Source organism: Salmonella sp. SA15303, assembly GCF_029962125.1.
In the GTDB taxonomy this organism is placed as follows: domain Bacteria; phylum Pseudomonadota; class Gammaproteobacteria; order Enterobacterales; family Enterobacteriaceae; genus Salmonella; species Salmonella enterica.
Genome location: NZ_CP123924.1, coordinates 1798099 through 1823209 on the forward strand (window position 1 = coordinate 1798099; position 25111 = coordinate 1823209).

The window sequence follows — 25111 nt, forward strand, 5'->3', positions numbered from 1 at the left end:
GCATGTTTTTAAGCGTCGTTACCGTCGCCTTTCGCAATTACGAAGGGGTGGTAAAAACCTGGCGCTCGCTGCGCAATCTGGCGCGCGATCCGGGTCTGTCATTTGAATGGATCGTAGTGGATGGCGGTTCGGAGGACGGCACGCGCGAATTTCTGCAAAAACGTCACGGTGAGTTTAACCTACGTTTTATCAGTGAAAAGGATCGCGGTATTTATGATGCCATGAACAAAGGCATTGCGCTGGCGCAGGGGCGCTATACCCTGTTTCTTAATTCCGGTGATGCGTTCCATGATGATGCCGCGCTGTTTGTCCGCCAACTGGCGCGGCAAAAGGGCGAGGCGATGTATATTGGCGACGCGCTGCTGGATTTTGGCGGCGGGCATAAAATACGCCGGAAGGCTAAACCCGGGTATTATATCTACCATAGTTTGCCAGCCAGCCATCAGGCGATATTTTTCCCGACGGCAGCGTTAAAAAAATATCCTTATGATCTGCAATATCATGTCTCTTCAGATTATGCGCTGGCGGCCCGTCTCTATAAAGCAGGCTATCCTTTTCGGCGAATTAACGGACTGGTATCTGAATTTTCGATGGGCGGCGTGTCAACCTCGAATAATCTGAAATTATGCCAGGATGCAAAAAACGTACAGCGAAAAATATTACGTGTGCCAGGGTTTTGGGCGCAATTATCCTATTTATTACGTCTGAAAACGACGGGTAAAACAAAAGCGCGGTATAACAAAGTCTAATCACCGGGAGCTATTATGCAGGATCTTAGCGGCTTTACGGTGCCGAAAGGGTTCCGCGGCGCTAATGCGCTAAAAGTACAATTATGGTGGGCGGTACAGGCGACATTATTCGCCGGGTCGCCGCAAATATTGTATCGCTGGCGAGCCTTTTTGCTGCGTCTGTTTGGCGCCAAAATTGGAAAGAATGTGGTTATTCGACCGTCAGTAAAAATTACCTATCCGTGGAAATTAACCGTCGGCGATTATGCCTGGGTAGGCGACGACGCTGTGTTATATACGTTGGGTGAAATTAATATTGGCGCACATGCGGTCATTTCACAAAAAGGGTATTTGTGTACCGGTAGCCATGATTATACCAGCGCCCATTTCGATATTAACGCCGCGCCGATTGTTATTGGCGAAAAATGTTGGCTGGCAACCGATGTTTTTGTCGCGCCCGGCGTGATGATAGGTCATGGCACCGTCGTCGGCGCGCGCAGCAGCGTATTTAAATCATTACCGGCAAATGCGATTTGTCGGGGCAATCCCGCAGTGGTAACGCGCCAGCGCGTTCAGAAAGTTACTCCCTAACGGGACTATTTGAGGAAATGAAAATGTCAAAAGTCGCTCTCATTACTGGCGTAACCGGACAGGATGGGTCTTACCTGGCAGAATTTCTGCTGGAAAAAGGGTATGAGGTGCATGGTATCAAGCGCCGCGCGTCATCGTTTAATACCGAGCGCGTGGACCATATTTATCAGGACCCGCACAGCTGCAACCCGAAATTTCATCTGCATTATGGTGACCTGACCGACGCCTCCAACCTGACCCGCATTTTACAGGAAGTGCAGCCGGACGAGGTCTACAACCTGGGCGCAATGAGCCATGTGGCGGTGTCGTTTGAGTCGCCGGAATATACCGCCGATGTGGATGCGATGGGCACGCTGCGCCTGCTGGAGGCGATCCGCTTCCTCGGTCTTGAAAAGAAAACGCGGTTCTACCAGGCCTCCACCTCTGAACTGTACGGGCTGGTGCAGGAAATTCCGCAGAAAGAGACCACGCCGTTCTACCCGCGTTCCCCCTATGCGGTGGCGAAACTGTACGCCTACTGGATCACCGTCAACTACCGTGAATCCTACGGTATTTACGCCTGTAACGGCATTCTGTTTAACCATGAGTCCCCGCGTCGCGGCGAAACCTTCGTCACCCGTAAGATCACCCGCGCCATCGCCAATATCGCCCAGGGGCTGGAGTCCTGCCTGTATCTCGGCAACATGGACTCGCTGCGCGACTGGGGCCATGCGAAAGATTACGTACGGATGCAGTGGATGATGTTACAGCAGGAGCAGCCGGAAGATTTCGTGATTGCCACCGGCGTGCAGTATTCCGTACGCCAGTTTGTGGAGCTGGCAGCGGCGCAACTGGGGATAAAACTGCGCTTTGAAGGCGAAGGCATTAATGAGAAAGGGATCGTGGTATCCGTTACCGGACACGATGCGCCGGGCGTGAAACCGGGGGATGTGATTGTGGCCGTTGATCCGCGTTATTTCCGTCCGGCGGAAGTGGAAACCCTGCTGGGCGACCCGTCCAAAGCGCATGAGAAACTGGGCTGGAAACCGGAAATCACCCTGTCGGAGATGGTCTCCGAGATGGTGGCGAACGATCTGGAGGCCGCGAAAAAACACTCACTGTTGAAATCTCACGGTTATGAGGTGGCCATCGCGCTGGAGTCCTGAGAATGAATAAGCAACGAATTTTTGTGGCGGGCCATCGCGGGATGGTGGGCTCCGCCATTGTACGGCAGCTTGCGCCGCGCGGCGACGTGGAACTGGTGCTGCGCACCCGCGATGAGCTGGATCTGCTCGACGGGCGCGCGGTACAGGCGTTCTTTGCCGGGGCGGGTATCGACCAGGTTTATCTGGCGGCGGCGAAAGTGGGCGGCATTGTCGCCAACAACACATATCCGGCGGATTTTATCTATGAAAACATGATGATAGAGAGCAACATTATTCACGCCGCGCACCTGCACAACGTGAACAAACTGCTGTTTCTCGGTTCGTCCTGTATCTATCCGAAACTGGCAAGGCAGCCGATGGCGGAAAGCGAGCTGCTGCAGGGGACGCTGGAGCCGACCAACGAGCCGTATGCCATCGCCAAGATCGCCGGGATTAAATTGTGCGAGTCCTACAACCGGCAGTACGGTCGCGACTACCGTTCGGTGATGCCAACCAACCTGTACGGCCCGCATGACAATTTCCATCCGGACAATTCACATGTGATCCCGGCGCTGCTGCGCCGCTTTCATGAGGCCGCGCAGAGCCACGCGCCGGAGGTGGTGGTGTGGGGCAGCGGCACGCCGATGCGCGAATTTCTGCACGTTGACGATATGGCGGCGGCCAGCATTCACGTGATGGAGCTGGCGCGCGAAGTGTGGCAGGAGAACACCGCTCCGATGCTGTCGCACATTAACGTCGGCACTGGCGTGGACTGCACCATCCGCGAGCTGGCGCAGACTATCGCAAAGGTGGTGGGTTACCAGGGCCGGGTGGTGTTCGACGCCACGAAGCCGGACGGCACGCCGCGTAAATTGCTCGACGTCACGCGCCTGCATCAGCTTGGCTGGTATCACGAAATTTCACTGGAGGCAGGGCTTGCCGGTACTTACCAGTGGTTCCTTGAGAATCAGCACCGGTTCCGGGGGTGACAATGTTTTTACGTCAGGAAGATTTCGCCGCCGTGGTGCGGACCACGCCCCTCATCTCCCTCGATTTCATCGTGGAAAACGGCCAGGGGGAAATTTTACTGGGCCAGCGTCTCAACCGTCCGGCGCAGGGCTACTGGTTTGTGCCGGGGGGGCGGGTGTGCAAAGACGAAACGCTGGAGGCCGCCTTTGCACGCCTGACGCAGGCGGAACTGGGCGTGCGTCTGCCGCTGGCGGCAGGGACGTTTTATGGCGTCTGGCAGCACTTCTATGACGACAACTTTTCCGGTGAGGATTTTTCAACTCACTACATCGTGCTCGGCTTTCGTCTGCGCGTGACGGAGAGCGATTTACGCCTGCCTGATGCCCAGCATGGCAGTTACCGCTGGCTGACGCCGGAACAGCTTCTGGCAAGCGACAATGTTCATGAGAACAGTCGGGCCTACTTCCTTCCTGACGCGCCGGCGGTGGGCCTATGAAGATCCTGGTCTATGGCATTAACTATTCGCCGGAACTGACCGGTATCGGCAAATATACCGGCGAAATGGTGGCGTGGATGGCGCAGGAAGGCCATGAGGTGCGGGTCATTACTGCGCCGCCGTACTACCCGCAGTGGAAGGTCGGTGAGCGCTATTCCGCCTGGCGCTATCGCCGGGAAGAGGGCGAGGCTACCGTCTGGCGCTGCCCGCTGTATGTGCCGAAACAGCCCTCCACCTTAAAACGACTGCTTCATCTGGGGAGCTTTGCATTGAGCAGTTTTTTCCCACTGATGGCGCAGCGTCGCTGGAAGCCGGATCGGATTATCGGCGTTGTACCGACGCTCTTTTGTACGCCGGGAATGCGCCTGCTGGCGACACTCTCTGGCGCGCGTACCGTACTGCATATTCAGGATTACGAAGTGGACGCCATGCTCGGCTTAGGAATGGCGGGAAAAGGCAAGCGCGGCAGCGTAGCGCGGTTAGCGACGGCCTTTGAACGCAGCGCGCTGCGTAACGTTGATAATGTTTCGACCATCTCTCGCTCCATGATGAATAAAGCGCGGGAAAAGGGCGTCGCGGCGGAAAAAATCCTCTTTTTTCCGAACTGGTCGGAAGTGGCGCGCTTTCAGGACGTTAATGACGCTGACGTGACGGCTTTGCGTCAGCAGCTTGGCTTGCCAGAGGGCAAAAAAATTGTGCTTTATTCCGGCAATATCGGCGAAAAACAAGGGCTGGAAAAGGTAATTGACGCCGCGGAACGATTACGCGATCGACCGTTGATTTTCGCGATTGTCGGCCAGGGGGGCGGCAAGGCGCGGCTGGAGAACATGGCCCGCGAACGCGGCCTGGCAAATATTAAATTCCTCCCGCTGCAGCCTTACGACGCTTTACCCGCGCTGCTGAAAATGGGCGACTGCCATCTGGTGGTGCAAAAGCGCGGCGCGGCGGATGCGGTGCTGCCCTCCAAGCTGACTAACATTCTGGCGGTCGGCGGTAATGCGGTGATTACCGCTGAGCCGCACACCGAATTAGGACAACTTTGCGCGCGCTATCCGGGCATCGCCGTTTGCGTGGAACCGGAGTCGACCGACGCGCTGGTCAACGGGATTAGCCAGGCGCTCGCCATGCCGAAAAACAACACGACGGCACGTGAATACGCCGAACGCACGCTCAATAAAGAGAACGTGCTACGCCAATTTATTGCAGATATTCGGGGATGATAATGCGTCAGACAAAACTTTACCCGGTTGTGATGGCCGGTGGCTCCGGTAGCCGATTGTGGCCGCTTTCTCGCGTGCTTTATCCAAAACAGTTTCTGTGCCTGAAAGGCGATCTCACCATGCTGCAAACCACCATTTGCCGTCTGAACGGCGTGGAGTGCGAAAGCCCGGTGGTGATCTGCAACGAACAGCACCGTTTTATCGTTGCCGAACAGCTCCGCCAGCTCAATAAGCTGACGGAGAACATTATTCTTGAGCCCGCCGGGCGCAATACCGCTCCGGCGATTGCGCTGGCGGCGCTGGCGGCGACGCGCCAGCATACGGACTGCGATCCGCTGATGCTGGTACTGGCGGCGGATCATGCGATCGCCAATGAAGAGGCCTTCCGCGACGCGGTGCGCGGCGCCATGCCCTATGCCGACGCGGGCAAACTGGTGACCTTCGGTATCGTGCCGGATCTGCCGGAAACCGGCTATGGCTATATCCGGCGCGGTGATGTCGTGCCGGGCGTGACGGATGCGGTGGCTTTTGAGGTGGCGCAGTTCGTTGAGAAGCCGGGGCTGGAAACCGCTCAGGCCTACGTCGCCAGCGGCGATTACTACTGGAACAGCGGCATGTTTCTGTTCCGCGCCGGACGCTATCTGGAAGAGCTGAAAAAGTTCCGCCCCGATATTCTGGCCGCCTGTGAACAGGCGATGCGCGGCGTCGATCCGGATCTTGACTTCATTCGCGTGGATGAAGAGGCCTTCCTCGCCTGTCCGGAAGAGTCCATTGACTACGCGGTGATGGAGCGAACGGCGGACGCGGTGGTGATGCCAATGGACGCGGGCTGGAGCGATGTCGGCTCGTGGTCCTCGCTGTGGGAAATCAGCGCCCACACCCCGGAGGGAAACGTCCACCACGGCGACGTCATCAGCCATAAAACGGAAAACAGCTACGTTTACGCCGAATCCGGCCTGGTGACCACCGTCGGTGTGAAGGATCTGGTGGTGGTGCAGACCAAAGACGCCGTGCTGATTGCCGATCGCCACGCGGTGCAGGACGTGAAAAAGGTGGTGGAGAAGATCAAGGCCGACGGACGCCATGAGCACCACATGCACCGCGAGGTTTACCGTCCGTGGGGCAAATACGACTCCATCGACGCGGGCGAGCGCTATCAGGTGAAGCGCATTACCGTCAAGCCGGGGGAAGGACTGTCGGTGCAGATGCACCATCACCGCGCCGAGCACTGGGTGGTGGTGGCGGGGACCGCCAGAGTCACCATCAACGGCGAGGTTAAGCTGCTCGGTGAAAACGAGTCCATCTATATTCCGCTGGGGGCGACTCACTGCCTGGAAAATCCGGGAAAAATACCGCTCGATTTAATTGAAGTGCGTTCCGGCTCGTATCTCGAAGAGGACGACGTGGTGCGGTTCGAGGACCGTTACGGGCGGGTCTGACGCCTGCAATTATGCCCGGTAAGCGCAACGCGCCATCCGGCAATGAATAACAATAACGATGCTGGCCATTTACGGTCAGGGCTAACTGTTGCCTGAAGAAGGGTAAGCACATGACAAAATTAACCTGTTTCAAGGCCTACGACATTCGCGGCAGGCTGGGCGAAGAGCTCAATGAAGATATCGCGTGGCGGATTGGCCGCGCCTACGGCGAATATTTAAAACCGAAAACCATCGTGCTGGGCGGCGACGTGCGCCTGACCAGCGAGGCGCTGAAGCTGGCGCTGGCGAAAGGGTTACAGGACGCGGGCGTCGACGTGCTGGATATCGGTATGTCCGGCACCGAAGAGATTTACTTCGCCACCTTCCACCTCGGCGTGGACGGCGGTATTGAAGTGACCGCCAGCCATAATCCGATGGACTACAACGGTATGAAGCTGGTGCGCGAGGGCGCCCGCCCGATAAGCGGCGACACCGGTCTGCGCGACGTTCAGCGTCTGGCAGAAGCGGGCGACTTCCCGCCGGTGAACGAGGCCGCGCGCGGCAGCTACAGACAAATCAGCCTGCGCAACGCCTACATCGACCACCTGCTCGGCTATATCAGTGTTAACAATCTCACCCCGCTGAAGCTGGTGTTTAACGCCGGCAACGGCGCGGCGGGGCCGGTCATTGACGCCATCGAAGCGCGTCTGGAGGCGCTGGGCGCGCCGGTGGAGTTCATCAAAATCCACAACACCCCGGACGGCACCTTCCCGAACGGCATTCCCAACCCGTTGCTGCCGGAGTGTCGCGACGACACCCGCAAGGCCGTTATTGAACACGGGGCGGACATGGGCATCGCCTTTGACGGCGACTTCGACCGCTGCTTCCTGTTCGATGAGAAAGGGCAGTTTATCGAGGGGTACTACATCGTCGGGCTGCTGGCGGAAGCGTTTCTGGAAAAACACCCGGGGGCGAAGATTATCCACGACCCGCGCCTGACCTGGAACACGGAGGCAGTGGTGACGGCGGCGGGCGGGACGCCGGTGATGTCAAAAACCGGGCACGCCTTTATCAAGGAGCGGATGCGTACAGAGGATGCCATTTATGGCGGGGAAATGAGCGCGCATCACTATTTTCGTGATTTTGCCTACTGCGACAGCGGGATGATCCCGTGGCTGCTGGTGGCGGAGCTGGTGTGCCTGAAGGGGCAGTCGCTGGGTGAACTGGTCCGCGACCGGATGGCGGCGTTCCCGGCGAGCGGGGAAATCAACAGCAGGCTGGCGGAGCCGGCGGCGGCCATGGCGCGGGTGGAAGCGCACTTCGCGGAAGAGGCGCAGGCAGTGGACCGCACGGACGGTCTCAGCATGTCGTTCGCCAACTGGCGTTTCAACCTGCGCTCGTCAAACACCGAACCGGTGGTGCGCCTGAATGTGGAATCACGCGGCGATATTCCGCTGATGGAAGCGCGAACACGCACTCTGCTGGCGCTGCTGAATCAGTAACGTCAGATCTCCCCTTACCGCCTGCGGGTAAGGGGCCAATCACAGGAACAACGATGACAAATCTAAAAAAGCGCGAACGAGCCAAAACCAATGCATCGTTAATCTCTATGGTGCAACGCTTTTCAGATATCACCATCATGTTTGGCGGGCTGTGGTTCATCTGTGAAGTCAGTGGACTGCCATTCCTGTACATGCACCTGTTGGTGGCGCTGATTACGCTGGTTGTTTTTCAAATGCTGGGCGGGATGACCGATTTTTATCGCTCCTGGCGCGGCGTCAAAATGTCGACAGAGTTAACGCTGTTACTGCAAAACTGGACGCTGAGCCTGATCTTCAGCGCCGGTCTGGTGGCGTTTAATGATGACTTTGACAACCGCCTCGCCACCTGGCTGGCCTGGTATGCGCTGTCCAGCCTGGGCTTAGTGTTATGCCGTTCATTTATTCGTTTCGGCGCGGGCTGGCTACGCAATCGTGGTTATAACACTCGCCGGGTCGCCGTCGCCGGAGATTTGCCTGCGGGTCAGGCGTTGCTGGATAGCTTCCGTAATGAGCCGTGGCTGGGTTTTGAGGTGGTGGGCGTCTATCACGATCCTAAACCGGGCGGCGTCTCTGCTGACTGGGCCGGGAACTTCGAGCAGTTAATTGACGATGCGAAAGCCTCGCGAATTCACAATGTTTATATCGCCATGTCAATGAGCGACGGCGCCATGGTGAAAAAACTGGTGCGCGAGCTGGCCGACACCACCTGCTCGGTGATCCTTATTCCCGATGTGTTCACCTTTAATATTCTCCACTCGCGCGTGGAGGAGATGAGCGGCGTTCCGGTCGTTCCGCTGTATGACACGCCGCTATCAGGGATTAACCGTCTGCTTAAACGGGCAGAAGATATCGTGCTGGCGTCGCTGATTCTGCTGCTCATCTCACCGGTACTGTGCTGCATTGCGCTGGCGGTCAAATTGAGCTCGCCCGGGCCGGTGATTTTCCGTCAGACGCGCTACGGGATGGACGGCAAGCCGATCAAGGTCTGGAAGTTCCGCTCAATGAAGGTGATGGAGAACGATAAGGTCGTTACCCAGGCGACGCAAAACGATCCGCGCGTCACCCGGGTAGGTAACTTTTTGCGTCGTACCTCGCTGGATGAATTGCCGCAGTTTATCAACGTATTAACTGGCGGGATGTCCATCGTCGGTCCTCGTCCTCACGCGGTGGCGCACAACGAACAGTATCGTCAGTTGATTGAAGGTTACATGCTACGCCACAAGATGAAGCCGGGCATCACCGGCTGGGCGCAAATTAATGGCTGGCGCGGTGAGACCGATACGCTGGAGAAAATGGAAAAACGCGTGGAATTCGACCTGGAATACATCCGCGAATGGAGTATTTGGTTCGATATCAAAATCGTTTTTCTGACGATTTTTAAAGGGTTTGTTAATAAAGCGGCGTATTAAGAACCTGACCCACAAGGCTATTTTACTTGCCATATTGCACCAGGGCAGCGTGTACGCTCCGGTTTTTCCGCGCTGCCCCTGTTCAATCTGGCTGCGCCAATGATGCCTTGTGAACAGGTTCTGGAGAAAAGAATGAGTTTACGACAAAAAACGATCAGCGGCGCTAAATGGTCGGCTATCGCCACGATAGTGATTATCGGTCTGGGGTTAATTCAGATGACGGTGCTGGCGCGGATCATCGACAACCACCAGTTTGGCCTGTTGACCGTCTCGCTGGTGATTATCGCGCTGGCCGACACGATCTCGGACTTTGGCATCGCGAACTCGATTATCCAGCGTAAAACGATTGGGCATCTGGAGCTGACCACGCTCTACTGGCTAAACGTTGGGCTTGGGATTGTGGTATTTGCGGTGGTCTTTTGGCTGAGCGATGCGATTGCCCATGTTTTGCATAACCCGGATCTCGCGCCGTTAATCAAAACGTTGTCGCTGGCGTTCATCGTGATCCCTCACGGGCAGCAGTTCCGTGCGCTGATGCAAAAAGAGCTGGAGTTCAATAAGATCGGCATGATCGAAACGACCTCCGTGCTGGCGGGGTTCACCTTTACGGTGATTAGCGCCCATTACTGGCCGCTGGCGTTAACCGCGATTCTCGGCTATCTGGTGAACAGTGCGGTGCGAACGCTGCTGTTTGGTTACTTTGGCCGCAAGATTTACCGTCCGGGGCTGCATTTTTCGCTGGCATCGGTGTCCACGAACCTGCGTTTTGGCGCGTGGTTGACGGCGGACAGTATCGTCAATTACATCAACACGAATTTATCGACGCTGGTACTGGCGAGAATTCTCGGCGCAAGCGTCGCCGGGGGATATAACCTCGCGTACAACGTGGCGGTTGTGCCGCCGGCGAAGCTTAATCCCATCATTACTCGCGTGCTATTTCCGGCATTCGCCAAAATCCAGGACGATACCGAGAAGCTGCGCGTCAACTTCTATAAGTTGCTTTCCGTGGTGGGAATTATCAATTTTCCCGCGCTGTTGGGCCTGATGGTAGTGGCGAACAATTTTGTGCCGTTAGTGTTTGGCGAGAAGTGGAACAGCATTATCCCGATCCTGCAATTGCTGTGCGTGGTGGGGCTGTTGCGCTCGGTCGGCAACCCGATTGGTTCGCTGCTGATGGCGAAAGCGCGCGTGGATATCAGCTTTAAGTTCAACGTCTTTAAAACGTTTCTGTTTATCCCGGCAATTCTCATTGGCGGCCATCTGGCGGGGGCGATTGGCGTGACGCTGGGGTTCCTGGTGGTGCAAATCATCAACACCATTCTGAGCTATTTCGTGATGATTAAGCCGGTACTCGGCTCCAGCTATCGTCAGTATATTCTCAGCCTGTGGCTACCGTTTTATCTCTCATTGCCAACATTTATTACCAGCTACGGCGCAGGAAAGCTGGTCGACGGTTATCTACCGTTGTCGGGGGTATTCGCACTACAGGTTATGGTCGGTATTTTGAGTTTTATTTTAATGATTATTTTTTCACGCAATGCGCTGGTGATGGAAATAAAAAATCAGCTTGTTGGCAGTGCAAAACTGAAAAAGTTATTACGTGTCGGATGACGGGGATATAAGAGGCTATTTATGAAATTATTAATTTTAGGCAACCACACATGCGGCAACCGTGGTGATAGCGCCATTATGCGCGGTTTGCTTGATGCCATCCGTCAACAGGCGCCAGAGGCGGAGATGGATGTGATGAGCCGTTTCCCGGTGAGTTCAGCCTGGTTGCAGGGGCGCCCGATTATTGCCGACCCGCTGTATCAGTTAAGCCAGAAACAGCAGGCGGCGGCAGGGCTTAACGGTCGGGTGAAAAAAGTATTACGCCGTCGTTTTCAGCATAAAATTTTATTGTCTAAAGTCGCCCAGGAAGGATCGCTGCGTAATTTTGCTATCGCGCCGGAATTTGCCGAATTCGCGCAATTTATTGCGCAGTATGACGCCGTCATTCAGGTGGGTGGTTCAAACTATGTCGACTTATATGGTTTGACTCACTTTGAATATCCGCTGTGCGCGTTTATGGCGAACAAACCAATTTATATGGTGGGACATAGCGTCGGCCCTTTCCAGAACCCTGACTTTAACCAGCTCGCCAATTATGTTTTTGGCCGCACCAGTGCGCTGATCCTGCGTGAAACCGTCAGCCGCGATCTAATGACCGCCGCGCAGATCGATACCCGGAAAGTGGAGCAGGGGGTGGATACCGCCTGGTTAGTCGAACGCCGTCACGACGAGTTTGTTGCCAGTTATGCTGTGCAGCACTGGCTGGACGTCACCGCGCGCCGCAAAACCGTCGCGATTACGTTGCGCGATCTGGAGCCGTTTGATAAACGCCTGGGCACCACTCAGCAGGCCTATGAGCAGGCATTTGCCCAGGTCGTGAATCGCCTGATTGCGGACGGTTATCAGGTACTGGCGCTGTCAACCTGCACCAGTATCGATCGCTATAACCGCGATGACCGGATGGTTGCGTTACGGATGGCGAAGTATGTAAACGACTCAGAGAATTTCCATATCGCGATGGACGAACTCAATGACGTGGAAATCGGAAAGATCCTCGCCTCCTGCGTACTGACCATCGGGACGCGCCTGCATTCCGCCATTATCTCCATGAATTTTGGCACACCCGCCATCGCCATTAATTATGAACATAAATCCGCCGGGATTATGCAGCAGCTAGGCCTGGCGGAATTGGCCATCGATATCCGTCACTTGCTGAACGGTTCATTACAAAGCGTGGTGGCCGATACGCTCAATCAATTGCCTGCGCTAAAGGCAAAAGTGGCTAACGCCGTCACCGAGGAGCGGGCGAAAGGGTTCACGATGATCAAATCTGTTCTCGACAGAATTCGGGAGGCGCAATGAAAGTCAGCTTTTTTCTGCTGAAATTTCCACTCTCATCGGAAACCTTTGTGCTGAATCAGATTACTGCGTTTATTGATATGGGCCATGAGGTGGAGATTGTCGCGTTACAAAAAGGCGATACCCAACATACTCACGCCGCCTGGGAGAAGTATGGCCTGGCGGCGAAAACCCGCTGGTTACAGGATGAGCCCCAGGGACGGCTGGCGAAACTGCGCTACCGGGCATGTAAAACGCTGCCGGGGCTGCATCGGGCGGCGACCTGGAAAGCGCTCAATTTTACCCGCTATGGCGATGAATCACGCAATTTGATCCTTTCCGCGATTTGCGCGCAGGTGAGCCAGCCTTTTGTGGCGGATGTGTTCATCGCACACTTTGGTCCGGCGGGCGTGACGGCGGCCAAACTACGCGAACTGGGCGTGCTTCGCGGCAAAATCGCGACTATTTTCCACGGGATTGATATCTCTAGTCGTGAGGTGCTCAGTCATTACACGCCGGAGTATCAGCAGTTGTTTCGTCGTGGCGATCTGATGCTGCCCATCAGCGATCTGTGGGCCGGTCGCCTGAAAAGTATGGGCTGTCCGCCGGAAAAGATTGCCGTTTCGCGCATGGGCGTCGACATGACGCGTTTTACCCATCGTTCGGTGAAAGCGCCAGGGATGCCGCTGGAGATGATTTCCGTCGCGCGCCTGACAGAAAAAAAAGGCCTGCATGTGGCGATTGAAGCCTGTCGGCAACTGAAAGCACAGGGCGTGGCGTTTCGCTACCGCATTCTGGGGATTGGCCCGTGGGAACGTCGGCTGCGCACGCTCATCGAGCAGTATCAGCTAGAGGATGTCATTGAGATGCCGGGGTTTAAACCGAGCCATGAAGTGAAGGCGATGCTGGATGACGTCGATGTTTTTTTGCTGCCGTCGATTACCGGTACGGATGGCGATATGGAAGGTATTCCGGTAGCGCTGATGGAGGCGATGGCGGTAGGGATTCCCGTGGTATCTACCGTGCATAGCGGTATTCCGGAACTGGTGGAGGCCGGCAAATCCGGCTGGCTGGTGCCGGAAAACGATGCGCAGGCGCTGGCGGCCCGACTCGCTGAGTTCAGCCGGATTGACCACGACACGCTGGAGTCGGTGATCACGCGCGCCCGTGAAAAAGTGGCGCAAGATTTTAATCAGCAGGCGATTAATCGCCAGTTAGCCAGCCTGCTACAAACGATATAAACGAGGTGGTATGCCCGCGACTAAATTCTCCCGACGTACCCTCCTGACGGCAGGTTCTGCGCTTGCTGTTCTTCCTTTTCTGCGCGCCTTGCCGGTACAGGCGCGTGAACCTCGCGAGACCGTCGATATTAAGGATTATCCGGCGGATGACGGTATCGCCTCGTTCAAACAGGCCTTCGCCGACGGACAGACCGTGGTCGTACCGCCAGGATGGGTGTGTGAAAATATCAATGCGGCGATAACGATTCCGGCGGGAAAAACGCTGCGGGTACAGGGCGCGGTGCGTGGGAATGGCCGGGGACGGTTTATTTTGCAGGACGGGTGTCAGGTGGTGGGGGAGCAGGGCGGCAGTCTGCACAATGTGACGCTGGATGTTCGCGGGTCGGACTGTGTGATTAAAGGCGTGGCGATGAGCGGCTTTGGCCCCGTCGCGCAAATTTTCATCGGTGGTAAGGAACCGCAGGTGATGCGTAATCTCATTATCGATGACATCACCGTTACCCACGCCAACTACGCCATTCTCCGCCAGGGATTTCATAACCAAATGGATGGCGCGCGGATTACGCATAGCCGCTTTAGCGATTTACAGGGGGACGCCATTGAGTGGAATGTCGCGATTCACGACCGCGACATCCTGATTTCCGATCATGTCATCGAACGCATTAATTGTACCAATGGCAAAATCAACTGGGGGATCGGCATCGGGCTGGCGGGTAGCACCTATGACAACAGTTATCCTGAAGACCAGGCAGTAAAAAACTTTGTGGTGGCCAATATTACCGGATCTGATTGCCGACAGCTTGTGCACGTAGAAAATGGCAAACATTTCGTCATTCGCAATGTCAAAGCCAAAAACATCACGCCCGATTTCAGTAAAAATGCGGGTATTGATAACGCAACGATCGCAATTTATGGCTGTGATAATTTCGTCATTGATAATATTGATATGACGAATAGTGCCGGGATGCTCATCGGCTATGGCGTCGTTAAAGGAAAATACCTGTCAATTCCGCAAAACTTTAAATTAAACGCTATTCGGTTGGATAATCGCCAGGTTGCTTATAAATTACGCGGCATTCAAATTTCATCCGGTAACGCCCCCTCATTTGTTGCCATCACCAATGTACGGATGACGCGTGCTACGCTGGAACTGCATAATCAACCGCAGCACCTCTTTTTGCGTAATATCAACGTGATGCAAACTTCAGCGATTGGCCCGGCGTTAAAAATGCATTTCGATTTGCGTAAAGATGTCCGTGGTCAATTTATGGCCCGCCAGGACACGCTGCTTTCCCTCGCTAATGTTCATGCCATCAATGAAAACGGGCAGAGTTCCGTGGATATCGACAGGATTAATCACCAAACCGTGAATGTCGAAGCAGTGAATTTTTCGCTGCCGAAGCGGGGAGGGTAAGTACCGCTATTTTTACGAAAATTCCTGGGAAAAAGTTGTTCATACTTAATGTCATGGTGCCGACTAAGACGTAATGTAGAGCGTGCCATCATTATCCCTGGCAGCAGAGTAATTCATGCTGGCGAAAACAAGCTAAAGAGCTATAATTCAGCAACCATTTTACAGGTGGAAGAAACAATGATGAATTTGAAAGCAGTTATACCGGTAGCGGGTTTGGGTATGCATATGTTGCCTGCCACCAAGGCAATCCCAAAAGAGATGCTACCGATCGTCGACAAGCCAATGATTCAGTACATTGTCGATGAGATTGTGGCTGCAGGGATCAAAGAAATCGTGCTGGTGACTCACGCGTCTAAAAACGCCGTTGAGAACCACTTCGACACCTCTTATGAACTTGAATCACTTCTTGAGCAGCGCGTTAAGCGCCAGCTTTTGGCGGAAGTGCAATCTATCTGCCCACCGGGCGTGACGATTATGAACGTTCGCCAGGCGCAGCCGTTAGGGCTGGGGCACTCTATTCTGTGCGCGCGTCCGGTCGTGGGCGATAACCCTTTCATTGTGGTACTCCCGGATATTATTATTGATGATGCTACCGCCGATCCGCTGCGCTATAACCTTGCGGCGATGGTGGCGCGTTTCAATGAAACGGGTCGCAGCCAGGTGCTGGCGAAGCGCATGAAAGGTGATTTATCGGAGTATTCCGTTATCCAGACGAAAGAACCTCTGGATAATGAAGGCAAAGTCAGCCGGATTGTGGAGTTTATCGAAAAACCGGATCAGCCGCAGACGCTGGATTCCGATTTGATGGCGGTAGGCCGTTATGTGCTTTCAGTCGACATCTGGGCGGAACTGGAAAGAACCGAACCGGGCGCCTGGGGCCGTATCCAGCTCACCGATGCCATTGCAGAACTGGCGAAAAAACAGTCGGTTGACGCGATGCTAATGACGGGTGACAGCTATGACTGCGGTAAAAAAATGGGCTACATGCAGGCATTTGTGAAGTACGGGCTGCGCAACCTGAAAGAAGGAGCCAAGTTCCGTAAGAGCATAGAGCAGCTTTTGCATGAATAAGTATTAACAACCGTGATAAATGGTTGGTGATAAACATAATAACGGCAGTGAACATTCGAAGCGGCAAGTTGGCTGAAACGAATGTTGACTGCCGTTTTAGTTTTGTATAAAGGGCTTAAGTAACAAGGGGTTATCTGGAGCATTTTAATGCTGATTTTATAAGATTAATCCTTGTTTCCGGATGCAATTAATAAGACAATTAGCGTTTAAGTTTTAGTGAGCTTTGCCCTGCTGGGCGAGGTTTGTAACAAGTCGATATGTACGCAGTGCACTGGTAGCTGATGAGCCAGGGGCGGTAGCGTGTGTAACGACTTGAGCAATTAATTTTTATTGGCAAATTAAATACCACATTAAATACGCCTTATGGAATAGAAAAGTGAAGATACTTATTACTGGCGGGGCAGGTTTTATTGGATCAGCTGTTGTCCGCCATATTATTAAGAATACACAGGACACTGTAGTTAATATTGATAAATTAACCTACGCCGGTAATCTTGAATCCCTTTCTGATATTTCTGAAAGTAATCGCTACAATTTTGAACACGCGGATATTTGTGATTCCGCTGAAATAACGCGTATTTTTGAGCAGTACCAGCCGGACGCGGTGATGCATTTGGCTGCGGAAAGTCATGTGGACCGTTCGATTACCGGGCCAGCAGCATTTATTGAAACCAATATCGTCGGCACCTATGCACTTCTTGAAGTTGCGCGTAAATACTGGTCTGCCCTTGGCGAAGATAAAAAAAATAATTTTCGTTTTCATCATATTTCCACTGATGAAGTTTACGGCGATTTACCGCATCCTGATGAAGTTGAAAACAGCGTTACGCTGCCGTTATTTACTGAAACGACGGCATATGCGCCAAGTAGCCCCTATTCTGCGTCAAAAGCATCCAGCGATCATTTAGTCCGTGCCTGGCGGCGTACCTATGGTCTACCAACGATCGTTACCAATTGTTCTAATAACTATGGCCCTTATCACTTCCCTGAAAAACTGATTCCGTTGGTCATTTTGAACGCACTGGAAGGAAAGCCTTTGCCAATTTATGGCAAAGGGGATCAGATTCGCGATTGGCTATATGTAGAAGATCATGCTCGCGCGCTTCATATGGTAGTGACTGAAGGCAAGGCAGGGGAGACTTATAACATTGGTGGACACAATGAGAAGAAAAATCTCGATGTGGTATTTACCATCTGTGATCTGCTGGATGAGATTGTACCCAAAGCGACTTCTTATCGTGAACAAATCACTTATGTCGCGGATCGTCCGGGCCATGATCGTCGTTATGCCATTGATGCAGGTAAAATTAGCCGCGAATTAGGCTGGAAACCGCTGGAGACCTTTGAAAGCGGTATTCGTAAAACAGTGGAATGGTACCTTGCAAATACTCAATGGGTAAACAATGTTAAAAGTGGGGCGTATCAGAGTTGGATAGAACAGAACTATGAAGGACGCCAGTAATGAATATCTTACTTTTTGGTAAGACAGGGCAAGTAGGCTGGGAGTTGCAACGTTCTCTGGCACCGGTAGGGAATCTGATTGCCCTGGATGTCCATTCAAAAGAGTTTTGCGGTGATTTTAGTAATCCGAAAGGCGTTGCCGAAACCGTTCGTAAGCTTCGTCCCGATGTGATTGTTAACGCAGCAGCCCATACTGCAGTAGATAAAGCAGAGTCTGAACCAGAACTGGCGCAGTTACTTAACGCCACCAGTGTGGAAGCCATCGCTAAAGCAGCCAACGAAACTGGCGCATGGGTAGTGCATTATTCAACCGATTATGTATTTCCTGGTACCGGCGATATCCCATGGCAGGAAACGGACGCTACGTCGCCGCTGAATGTCTATGGCAAAACCAAACTGGCGGGAGAAAAGGCCCTGCAGGATAACTGCCCTAAACACCTTATCTTCCGCACCAGTTGGGTTTATGCAGGTAAGGGCAATAATTTCGCAAAGACAATGCTTCGTCTGGCGAAAGAGCGTCAGACACTTTCAGTCATTAACGATCAGTACGGTGCGCCAACCGGTGCGGAATTACTGGCTGACTGTACGGCGCATGCGATCCGTGTGGCGTTAAATAAACCAGAAGTCGCAGGTCTTTACCATCTGGTTGCCGGGGGAACCACAACCTGGCATGACTACGCGGCCTTAGTCTTTGACGAGGCGCGCAAAGCAGGGATAACGCTTGCGCTGACTGAGCTTAATGCTGTGCCGACCAGCGCCTACCCGACGCCGGCGAGCAGACCAGGCAATTCGCGTCTCAATACTGAAAAGTTTCAGCGTAATTTTGACCTTATTCTGCCTCAATGGGAATTAGGAGTTAAGCGTATGCTGACTGAAATGTTTACGACGACAACCATCTAATAAATTTAAATGCCCATCAGGGCATTTTCTATGAATGAGAAATGGAAATGAAAACGCGTAAGGGCATTATTTTAGCGGGGGGCTCCGGCACCCGTCTTTATCCGGTGACCATGGCGGTAAGTAAGCAATTGCTACCAATTTATGATAAACCGATGATTTACTATCCCCTTTCCACGCTTATGCTGGCAGGCATTCGGGATATCCTGATCATCAGTACGCCACAGGACACGCCGCGTTTTCAACAACTGCTGGGAGACGGCAGCCAGTGGGGGCTGAATCTTCAATATAAAGTACAGCCAAGCCCGGATGGCTTAGCACAGGCGTTTATTATTGGTGAAGAGTTCATTGGTCATGATGATTGTGCATTAGTGCTGGGTGACAATATCTTCTATGGTCATGATTTACCAAAGTTAATGGAAGCTGCCGTTAATAAAGAAAGTGGTGCTACCGTCTTCGCTTATCATGTAAACGATCCGGAGCGCTACGGTGTGGTTGAGTTTGACCAAAAGGGCACAGCCGTTAGTCTGGAAGAAAAACCATTACAACCGAAGAGTAATTACGCGGTAACGGGGCTGTATTTTTATGATAATAGCGTGGTGGAGATGGCGAAAAATCTTAAGCCTTCCGCTCGCGGTGAGTTAGAAATCACGGATATTAACCGTATCTATATGGAGCAGGGAAGATTGTCTGTCGCTATGATGGGGCGCGGTTATGCCTGGCTGGATACAGGGACGCATCAGAGTTTGATAGAGGCCAGTAATTTTATTGCAACCATCGAAGAACGCCAGGGGCTAAAAGTGTCCTGCCCGGAAGAGATCGCATTTCGTAAAAATTTTATAAATGCACAACAGGTTATAGAACTGGCCGGGCCATTATCAAAAAATGATTATGGCAAATATTTGCTGAAGATGGTGAAAGGTTTATAAGTGATGATTGTGATTAAAACAGCAATACCAGATGTCTTGATCTTAGAGCCTAAAGTTTTTGGCGATGAGAGGGGATTCTTTTTTGAAAGTTATAACCAGCAGACCTTTGAAGAGTTGATTGGACGTAAAGTTACATTTGTTCAAGATAATCATTCAAAATCCAAAAAGAACGTACTCAGAGGGCTACATTTTCAGAGAGGAGAAAATGCACAGGGGAAGTTAGTTCGTTGTGCTGTCGGTGAGGTTTTTGATGTTGCGGTCGATATCCGAAAAGAATCGCCTACTTTTGGTCAATGGGTTGGTGTAAATCTGTCTGCTGAGAATAAGCGACAGCTTTGGATTCCAGAAGGTTTTGCTCATGGTTTTGTTACTCTTAGTGAGTATGCAGAGTTTCTGTACAAAGCAACTAATTATTACTCACCTTCATCGGAAGGTAGCATTCTATGGAATGATGAGGCAATAGGTATTGAATGGCCTTTTTCTCAGCTGCCTGAGCTTTCAGCAAAAGATGCTGCAGCACCTTTACTGGATCAAGCCTTGTTAACAGAGTAAGCATCGTGTCTCATATTATTAAGATTTTTCCATCAAATATTGAATTTTCCGGTAGAGAGGATGAATCAATCCTCGATGCTGCGCTATCGGCTGGTATCCATCTTGAACATAGCTGCAAAGCGGGTGATTGTGGTATCTGTGAGTCCGATTTGTTGGCGGGAGAAGTTGTTGACTCCAAAGGTAATATTTTTGGACAGGGTGATAAAATACTAACCTGCTGCTGTAAACCTAAAACCGCCCTTGAGCTAAATGCGCATTTTTTTCCTGAACTAGCTGGACAGACAAAAAAAATTGTCCCATGCAAGGTAAATAGTGCTGTACTGGTTTCAGGCGATGTTATGACTTTGAAGTTACGCACACCACCAACAGCAAAAATTGGCTTCCTTCCAGGGCAGTATATCAATTTACATTATAAAGGTGTAACTCGCAGTTATTCTATCGCTAATAGTGATGAGTCGAATGGTATTGAGTTGCATGTAAGGAATGTTCCCAATGGTCAGATGAGTTCGCTCATTTTTGGGGAGTTACAAGAAAATACTCTTATGCGCATTGAAGGGCCTTGCGGAACATTTTTTATTCGTGAAAGTGACAGACCTATAATCTTCCTTGCAGGCGGTACTGGATTCGCTCCAGTTAAATCAATGGTTGAGCATCTCATTCAGGGAAAATGTCGTCGTGAGATCTACATTTACTGGGGAATGCAATATAGTAAAGATTTTTACTCTGCATTACCGCAGCAGTGGAGTGAACAGCACGACAACGTTCATTATATCCCTGTTGTTTCTGGTGATGACGCCGAATGGGGGGGAAGAAAGGGATTTGTCCATCATGCCGTGATGGATGATTTTGATTCTCTAGAGTTCTTCGATATATATGCATGTGGTTCACCTGTGATGATCGATGCCAGTAAAAAGGACTTTATGATGAAAAATCTCTCTGTAGAACATTTCTATTCTGATGCATTTACCGCATCTAATAATATTGAGGATAATTTATGAAAGCGGTCATCCTGGCTGGTGGACTTGGTACCAGACTAAGTGAAGAAACAATTGTAAAACCAAAACCGATGGTAGAAATTGGTGGCAAGCCTATTCTTTGGCACATTATGAAAATGTATTCTGTGCATGGTATCAAGGATTTTATTATCTGCTGTGGTTATAAAGGATATGTGATTAAAGAATATTTTGCGAACTACTTCCTTCACATGTCAGATGTAACATTCCATATGGCTGAAAACCGTATGGAAGTTCACCATAAACGTGTTGAACCATGGAATGTCACATTGGTTGATACGGGTGATTCTTCAATGACTGGTGGTCGTCTGAAACGTGTTGCTGAATACGTAAAAGATGACGAGGCTTTCCTGTTTACTTATGGTGATGGCGTTGCCGACCTTGATATCAAAGCGACTATCGATTTCCATAAGGCTCACGGTAAGAAAGCGACTTTAACAGCTACTTTTCCACCAGGACGCTTTGGCGCATTAGATATCCGAGCTGGTCAGGTCCGGTCATTCCAGGAAAAACCGAAAGGCGATGGGGCAATGATCAATGGTGGTTTCTTTGTGTTGAATCCATCGGTTATCGATCTCATCGATAACGATGCAACAACCTGGGAACAAGAGCCATTAATGACATTGGCACAACAGGGGGAGTTAATGGCTTTTGAACACCCAGGTTTCTGGCAGCCGATGGATACCCTACGTGATAAAGTTTACCTCGAAGGGCTGTGGGAAAAAGGTAAAGCTCCGTGGAAAACCTGGGAGTAACTAGATGATTGATAAAAATTTTTGGCAAGGTAAACGTGTATTCGTTACCGGCCATACTGGCTTTAAAGGAAGCTGGCTTTCGCTATGGCTGACTGAAATGGGTGCAATTGTAAAAGGCTATGCACTTGATGCGCCAACTGTTCCAAGTTTATTTGAGATAGTGCGTCTTAATGATCTTATGGAATCTCATATTGGCGACATTCGTGATTTTGAAAAGCTGCGCAATTCTATTGCAGAATTTAAGCCAGAAATTGTTTTCCATATGGCAGCCCAGCCTTTAGTGCGCCTATCTTATGAACAGCCAATCGAAACATACTCAACAAATGTTATGGGTACTGTCCATTTGCTTGAAACAGTTAAGCAAGTAGGTAACATAAAGGCAGTCGTAAATATCACCAGTGATAAGTGCTACGACAATCGTGAGTGGGTGTGGGGCTATCGTGAGAACGAACCCATGGGAGGGTACGATCCATACTCTAATAGTAAAGGTTGTGCAGAATTAGTCGCGTCTGCATTCCGGAACTCATTCTTCAATCCTGCAAATTATGAGCAACATGGCGTTGGTTTGGCGTCTGTGAGGGCTGGTAATGTCATAGGCGGAGGCGATTGGGCTAAAGACCGTTTAATTCCCGATATTCTGCGCTCATTTGAAAATAACCAGCAGGTTATTATTCGAAACCCATATTCTATCCGTCCCTGGCAGCATGTACTGGAGCCTCTTTCTGGTTACATTGTGGTGGCGCAACGCTTATATACAGAAGGTGCTAAGTTTTCTGAAGGATGGAATTTCGGCCCGCGTGATGAAGATGCGAAGACGGTCGAATTTATTGTTGACAAGATGGTCACGCTTTGGGGTGATGATGCAAGCTGGTTACTGGATGGTGAGAATCATCCTCATGAGGCACATTACCTGAAACTGGATTGCTCTAAAGCAAATATGCAATTAGGATGGCATCCGCGTTGGGGATTGACTGAAACACTTGGTCGCATCGTAAAATGGCATAAAGCATGGATTCGCGGCGAAGATATGTTGATTTGTTCAAAGCGTGAAATCAGCGACTATATGTCTGCAACTACTCGTTAAGAAAATAAGTTTAAGGAATCAAAGTAATGACAGCAAATAACCTGCGTGAGCAAATCTCTCAGCTTGTCGCTCAGTATGCGAATGAGGCATTGAGCCCGAAACCTTTTGTTGCAGGTACAAGCGTTGTGCCTCCTTCCGGGAAGGTTATTGGTGCCAAAGAGTTACAATTGATGGTTGAGGCGTCTCTTGATGGATGGCTAACTACTGGTCGTTTCAATGATGCCTTTGAAAAAAAACTTGGGGAATTTATTGGGGTTCCTCATGTTTTAACGACAACATCTGGCTCTTCGGCAAACTTGCTGGCACTGACTGCGCTGACTTCCCCAAAATTAGGCGAGCGAGCTCTCAAACCTGGTGATGAGGTTATTACTGTCGCTGCTGGCTTCCCGACTACAGTTAACCCGGCGATCCAGAATGGTTTAATACCGGTATTCGTGGATGTTGATATCCCGACATATAATATCGATGCCTCTCTCATTGAAGCTGCAGTTACTGAGAAATCAAAAGCGATAATGATCGCTCATACACTCGGTAATGCATTTAACCTGAGTGAAGTTCGTCGGATTGCCGATAAATATAACTTATGGTTGATTGAAGACTGCTGTGATGCCCTTGGGACGACTTATGAAGGCCAGATGGTAGGTACCTTTGGTGACATCGGAACCGTTAGTTTTTATCCGGCTCACCATATCACAATGGGTGAAGGCGGTGCTGTATTCACCAAGTCAGGTGAACTGAAGAAAATTATTGAGTCGTTCCGTGACTGGGGCCGGGATTGTTATTGTGCGCCAGGATGCGATAACACCTGCGGTAAACGTTTTGGTCAGCAATTGGGATCACTTCCTCAAGGCTATGATCACAAATATACTTATTCCCACCTCGGATATAATCTCAAAATCACGGACATGCAGGCAGCATGTGGTCTGGCTCAGTTGGAGCGCGTAGAAGAGTTTGTAGAGCAGCGTAAAGCTAACTTTTCCTATCTGAAACAGGGCTTGCAATCTTGCACTGAATTCCTCGAATTACCAGAAGCAACAGAGAAATCAGATCCATCCTGGTTTGGCTTCCCTATCACCCTGAAAGAAACTAGCGGTGTTAACCGTGTCGAACTGGTGAAATTCCTTGATGAAGCAAAAATCGGTACACGTTTACTGTTTGCTGGAAATCTGATTCGCCAACCGTATTTTGCTAATGTGAAATATCGTGTAGTGGGTGAGTTGACAAATACCGACCGTATAATGAATCAAACGTTCTGGATTGGTATTTATCCAGGCTTGACTACAGAGCATTTAGATTATGTAGTTAGCAAGTTTGAAGAGTTCTTTGGTTTGAATTTCTAATTCAATTTATTCTATCTGGTGATTGCGATGACCTTTTTGAAAGAATATGTAATTGTCAGTGGGGCTTCCGGCTTTATTGGTAAGCATTTACTCGAAGCGCTAAAAAAATCGGGGATTTCAGTTGTCGCAATCACTCGAGATGTAATAAAAAATAATAGTAATGCATTAGCTAATGTTAGATGGTGCAGTTGGGATAATATCGAATTATTAGTCGAGGAGTTATCAATTGATTCTGCATTAATTGGTATCATTCATTTGGCAACAGAATATGGGCATAAAACATCATCTCTCATAAATATTGAAGATGCAAATGTTATAAAACCATTAAAGCTTCTTGATTTGGCAATAAAATATCGGGCGGATATCTTTTTAAATACAGATAGTTTTTTTGCCAAGAAAGATTTTAATTATCAACATATGCGGCCTTATATAATTACTAAAAGACACTTTGATGAAATTGGGCATTATTATGCTAATATGCATGACATTTCATTTGTAAACATGCGATTAGAGCATGTATATGGGCCTGGGGATGGTGAAAATAAATTTATTCCATACATTATCGACTGCTTAAATAAAAAACAGAGTTGCGTGAAATGTACAACAGGCGAACAGATAAGAGACTTTATTTTTGTAGATGATGTGGTAAATGCTTATTTAACTATATTAGAAAATAGAAAAGAAGTACCTTCATATACTGAGTATCAAGTTGGAACTGGTGCTGGGGTAAGTTTGAAAGATTTTCTGGTTTATTTGCAAAATACTATGATGCCAGGTTCATCGAGTATATTTGAATTTGGTGCGATAGAGCAAAGAGATAATGAAATAATGTTCTCTGTAGCAAATAATAAAAATTTAAAAGCAATGGGCTGGAAACCAAATTTCGATTATAAAAAAGGAATTGAAGAACTACTGAAACGGTTATGAGATTTTCATGATCTTTTAATAAATAAATCGTTAACAAATTAG

At 50.6% G+C, this 25111-nt stretch carries 23 protein-coding genes; all 23 read left to right on the plus strand.

What is annotated here, in order from left to right:
- Window positions 1-2: 2 nt before the first annotated feature.
- The gene (gene wcaE / locus QEN31_RS08520) at window positions 3-749 is read left to right on the plus strand and encodes a colanic acid biosynthesis glycosyltransferase WcaE (protein WP_052944234.1); all 747 of its coding nucleotides are present in this window, start codon (window positions 3-5) and stop codon (window positions 747-749) included.
- Between the two features lie 15 nt (window positions 750-764).
- The gene (gene wcaF / locus QEN31_RS08525) at window positions 765-1319 is read left to right on the plus strand and encodes a colanic acid biosynthesis acetyltransferase WcaF (protein WP_001153601.1); all 555 of its coding nucleotides are present in this window, start codon (window positions 765-767) and stop codon (window positions 1317-1319) included.
- A gap of 23 nt (window positions 1320-1342) precedes the next feature.
- The gene (gene gmd / locus QEN31_RS08530; RefSeq protein WP_000048160.1) at window positions 1343-2464 is read left to right on the plus strand and encodes a GDP-mannose 4,6-dehydratase; all 1122 of its coding nucleotides are present in this window, start codon (window positions 1343-1345) and stop codon (window positions 2462-2464) included.
- Between the two features lie 2 nt (window positions 2465-2466).
- Window positions 2467-3432, plus strand: a complete 966-nt coding sequence (gene fcl / locus QEN31_RS08535) for a GDP-L-fucose synthase (RefSeq protein WP_001041686.1) — start codon at window positions 2467-2469, stop codon at window positions 3430-3432.
- A gap of 2 nt (window positions 3433-3434) precedes the next feature.
- Window positions 3435-3908, plus strand: coding sequence for a GDP-mannose mannosyl hydrolase (locus QEN31_RS08540; protein ID WP_001574640.1), 474 nt, complete (start codon window positions 3435-3437; stop codon window positions 3906-3908).
- A complete protein-coding gene (wcaI, locus tag QEN31_RS08545) occupies window positions 3905-5128 on the plus strand; it encodes a colanic acid biosynthesis fucosyltransferase WcaI (RefSeq protein WP_000699632.1) in 1224 nt (407 codons plus the stop codon). The genes QEN31_RS08540 and wcaI overlap by 4 nt, the downstream gene beginning before the upstream one ends.
- A complete protein-coding gene (gene cpsB / locus QEN31_RS08550; RefSeq protein WP_072208678.1) occupies window positions 5125-6567 on the plus strand; it encodes a mannose-1-phosphate guanyltransferase in 1443 nt (480 codons plus the stop codon). The genes wcaI and cpsB overlap by 4 nt, the downstream gene beginning before the upstream one ends.
- A 110-nt stretch (window positions 6568-6677) precedes the next feature.
- A complete protein-coding gene (gene cpsG / locus QEN31_RS08555; protein WP_052944231.1) occupies window positions 6678-8048 on the plus strand; it encodes a colanic acid biosynthesis phosphomannomutase CpsG in 1371 nt (456 codons plus the stop codon).
- A 53-nt stretch (window positions 8049-8101) separates the two neighbouring features.
- Window positions 8102-9496, plus strand: a complete 1395-nt coding sequence (gene wcaJ, locus QEN31_RS08560; RefSeq protein ID WP_000183163.1) for an undecaprenyl-phosphate glucose phosphotransferase — start codon at window positions 8102-8104, stop codon at window positions 9494-9496.
- Window positions 9497-9628: 132 nt separating this feature from the next.
- On the plus strand, window positions 9629-11107 hold the full coding sequence (gene wzxC, locus QEN31_RS08565; protein WP_000058681.1) for a colanic acid undecaprenyl disphosphate flippase WzxC: 1479 nt from the start codon (window positions 9629-9631) through the stop codon (window positions 11105-11107).
- A 21-nt stretch (window positions 11108-11128) separates the two neighbouring features.
- A complete protein-coding gene (gene wcaK, locus QEN31_RS08570) occupies window positions 11129-12409 on the plus strand; it encodes a colanic acid biosynthesis pyruvyl transferase WcaK (RefSeq protein WP_000770904.1) in 1281 nt (426 codons plus the stop codon).
- Entirely contained in the window at window positions 12406-13626 is a 1221-nt protein-coding gene (wcaL, locus tag QEN31_RS08575) for a colanic acid biosynthesis glycosyltransferase WcaL (RefSeq protein ID WP_099949645.1), read from the plus strand. Before wcaK ends, wcaL begins: the two co-directional genes overlap by 4 nt.
- Before the next feature lie 10 nt (window positions 13627-13636).
- Entirely contained in the window at window positions 13637-15040 is a 1404-nt protein-coding gene (gene wcaM, locus QEN31_RS08580; RefSeq protein ID WP_001111840.1) for a colanic acid biosynthesis protein WcaM, read from the plus strand.
- A gap of 177 nt (window positions 15041-15217) precedes the next feature.
- Window positions 15218-16111 carry a GalU regulator GalF gene (gene galF, locus QEN31_RS08585; RefSeq protein WP_000981471.1) on the plus strand — a complete coding sequence of 298 codons (894 nt, stop codon included), beginning with the start codon at window positions 15218-15220 and terminating at the stop codon, window positions 16109-16111.
- Window positions 16112-16487: 376 nt separating this feature from the next.
- On the plus strand, window positions 16488-17573 hold the full coding sequence (gene rfbB, locus QEN31_RS08590; RefSeq protein WP_000697840.1) for a dTDP-glucose 4,6-dehydratase: 1086 nt from the start codon (window positions 16488-16490) through the stop codon (window positions 17571-17573).
- Window positions 17573-18472, plus strand: coding sequence for a dTDP-4-dehydrorhamnose reductase (gene rfbD, locus QEN31_RS08595; RefSeq protein ID WP_001023662.1), 900 nt, complete (start codon window positions 17573-17575; stop codon window positions 18470-18472). Before rfbB ends, rfbD begins: the two co-directional genes overlap by 1 nt.
- Before the next feature lie 47 nt (window positions 18473-18519).
- Window positions 18520-19398, plus strand: coding sequence for a glucose-1-phosphate thymidylyltransferase RfbA (gene rfbA, locus QEN31_RS08600; RefSeq protein WP_000857529.1), 879 nt, complete (start codon window positions 18520-18522; stop codon window positions 19396-19398).
- Window positions 19399-19950 carry a dTDP-4-dehydrorhamnose 3,5-epimerase gene (rfbC, locus tag QEN31_RS08605; protein WP_000973708.1) on the plus strand — a complete coding sequence of 184 codons (552 nt, stop codon included), beginning with the start codon at window positions 19399-19401 and terminating at the stop codon, window positions 19948-19950.
- A 5-nt stretch (window positions 19951-19955) separates the two neighbouring features.
- Window positions 19956-20948 (plus strand): CDP-6-deoxy-delta-3,4-glucoseen reductase, encoded by a 993-nt coding sequence (locus tag QEN31_RS08610; RefSeq protein ID WP_000018226.1) that lies wholly within the window; start codon window positions 19956-19958, stop codon window positions 20946-20948.
- Entirely contained in the window at window positions 20945-21718 is a 774-nt protein-coding gene (gene rfbF / locus QEN31_RS08615) for a glucose-1-phosphate cytidylyltransferase (RefSeq protein WP_000648784.1), read from the plus strand. The genes QEN31_RS08610 and rfbF overlap by 4 nt, the downstream gene beginning before the upstream one ends.
- 4 nt (window positions 21719-21722) lie before the next feature.
- Window positions 21723-22802, plus strand: coding sequence for a CDP-glucose 4,6-dehydratase (gene rfbG, locus QEN31_RS08620; protein WP_000565905.1), 1080 nt, complete (start codon window positions 21723-21725; stop codon window positions 22800-22802).
- Window positions 22803-22828: 26 nt separating this feature from the next.
- The gene (rfbH, locus tag QEN31_RS08625) at window positions 22829-24142 is read left to right on the plus strand and encodes a lipopolysaccharide biosynthesis protein RfbH (protein WP_000126349.1); all 1314 of its coding nucleotides are present in this window, start codon (window positions 22829-22831) and stop codon (window positions 24140-24142) included.
- A gap of 27 nt (window positions 24143-24169) precedes the next feature.
- Complete coding sequence (rfbJ, locus tag QEN31_RS08630; RefSeq protein ID WP_000143399.1) at window positions 24170-25069, plus strand: CDP-abequose synthase; 900 nt, start codon at window positions 24170-24172, stop codon at window positions 25067-25069.
- Window positions 25070-25111 lie beyond the last annotated feature (42 nt).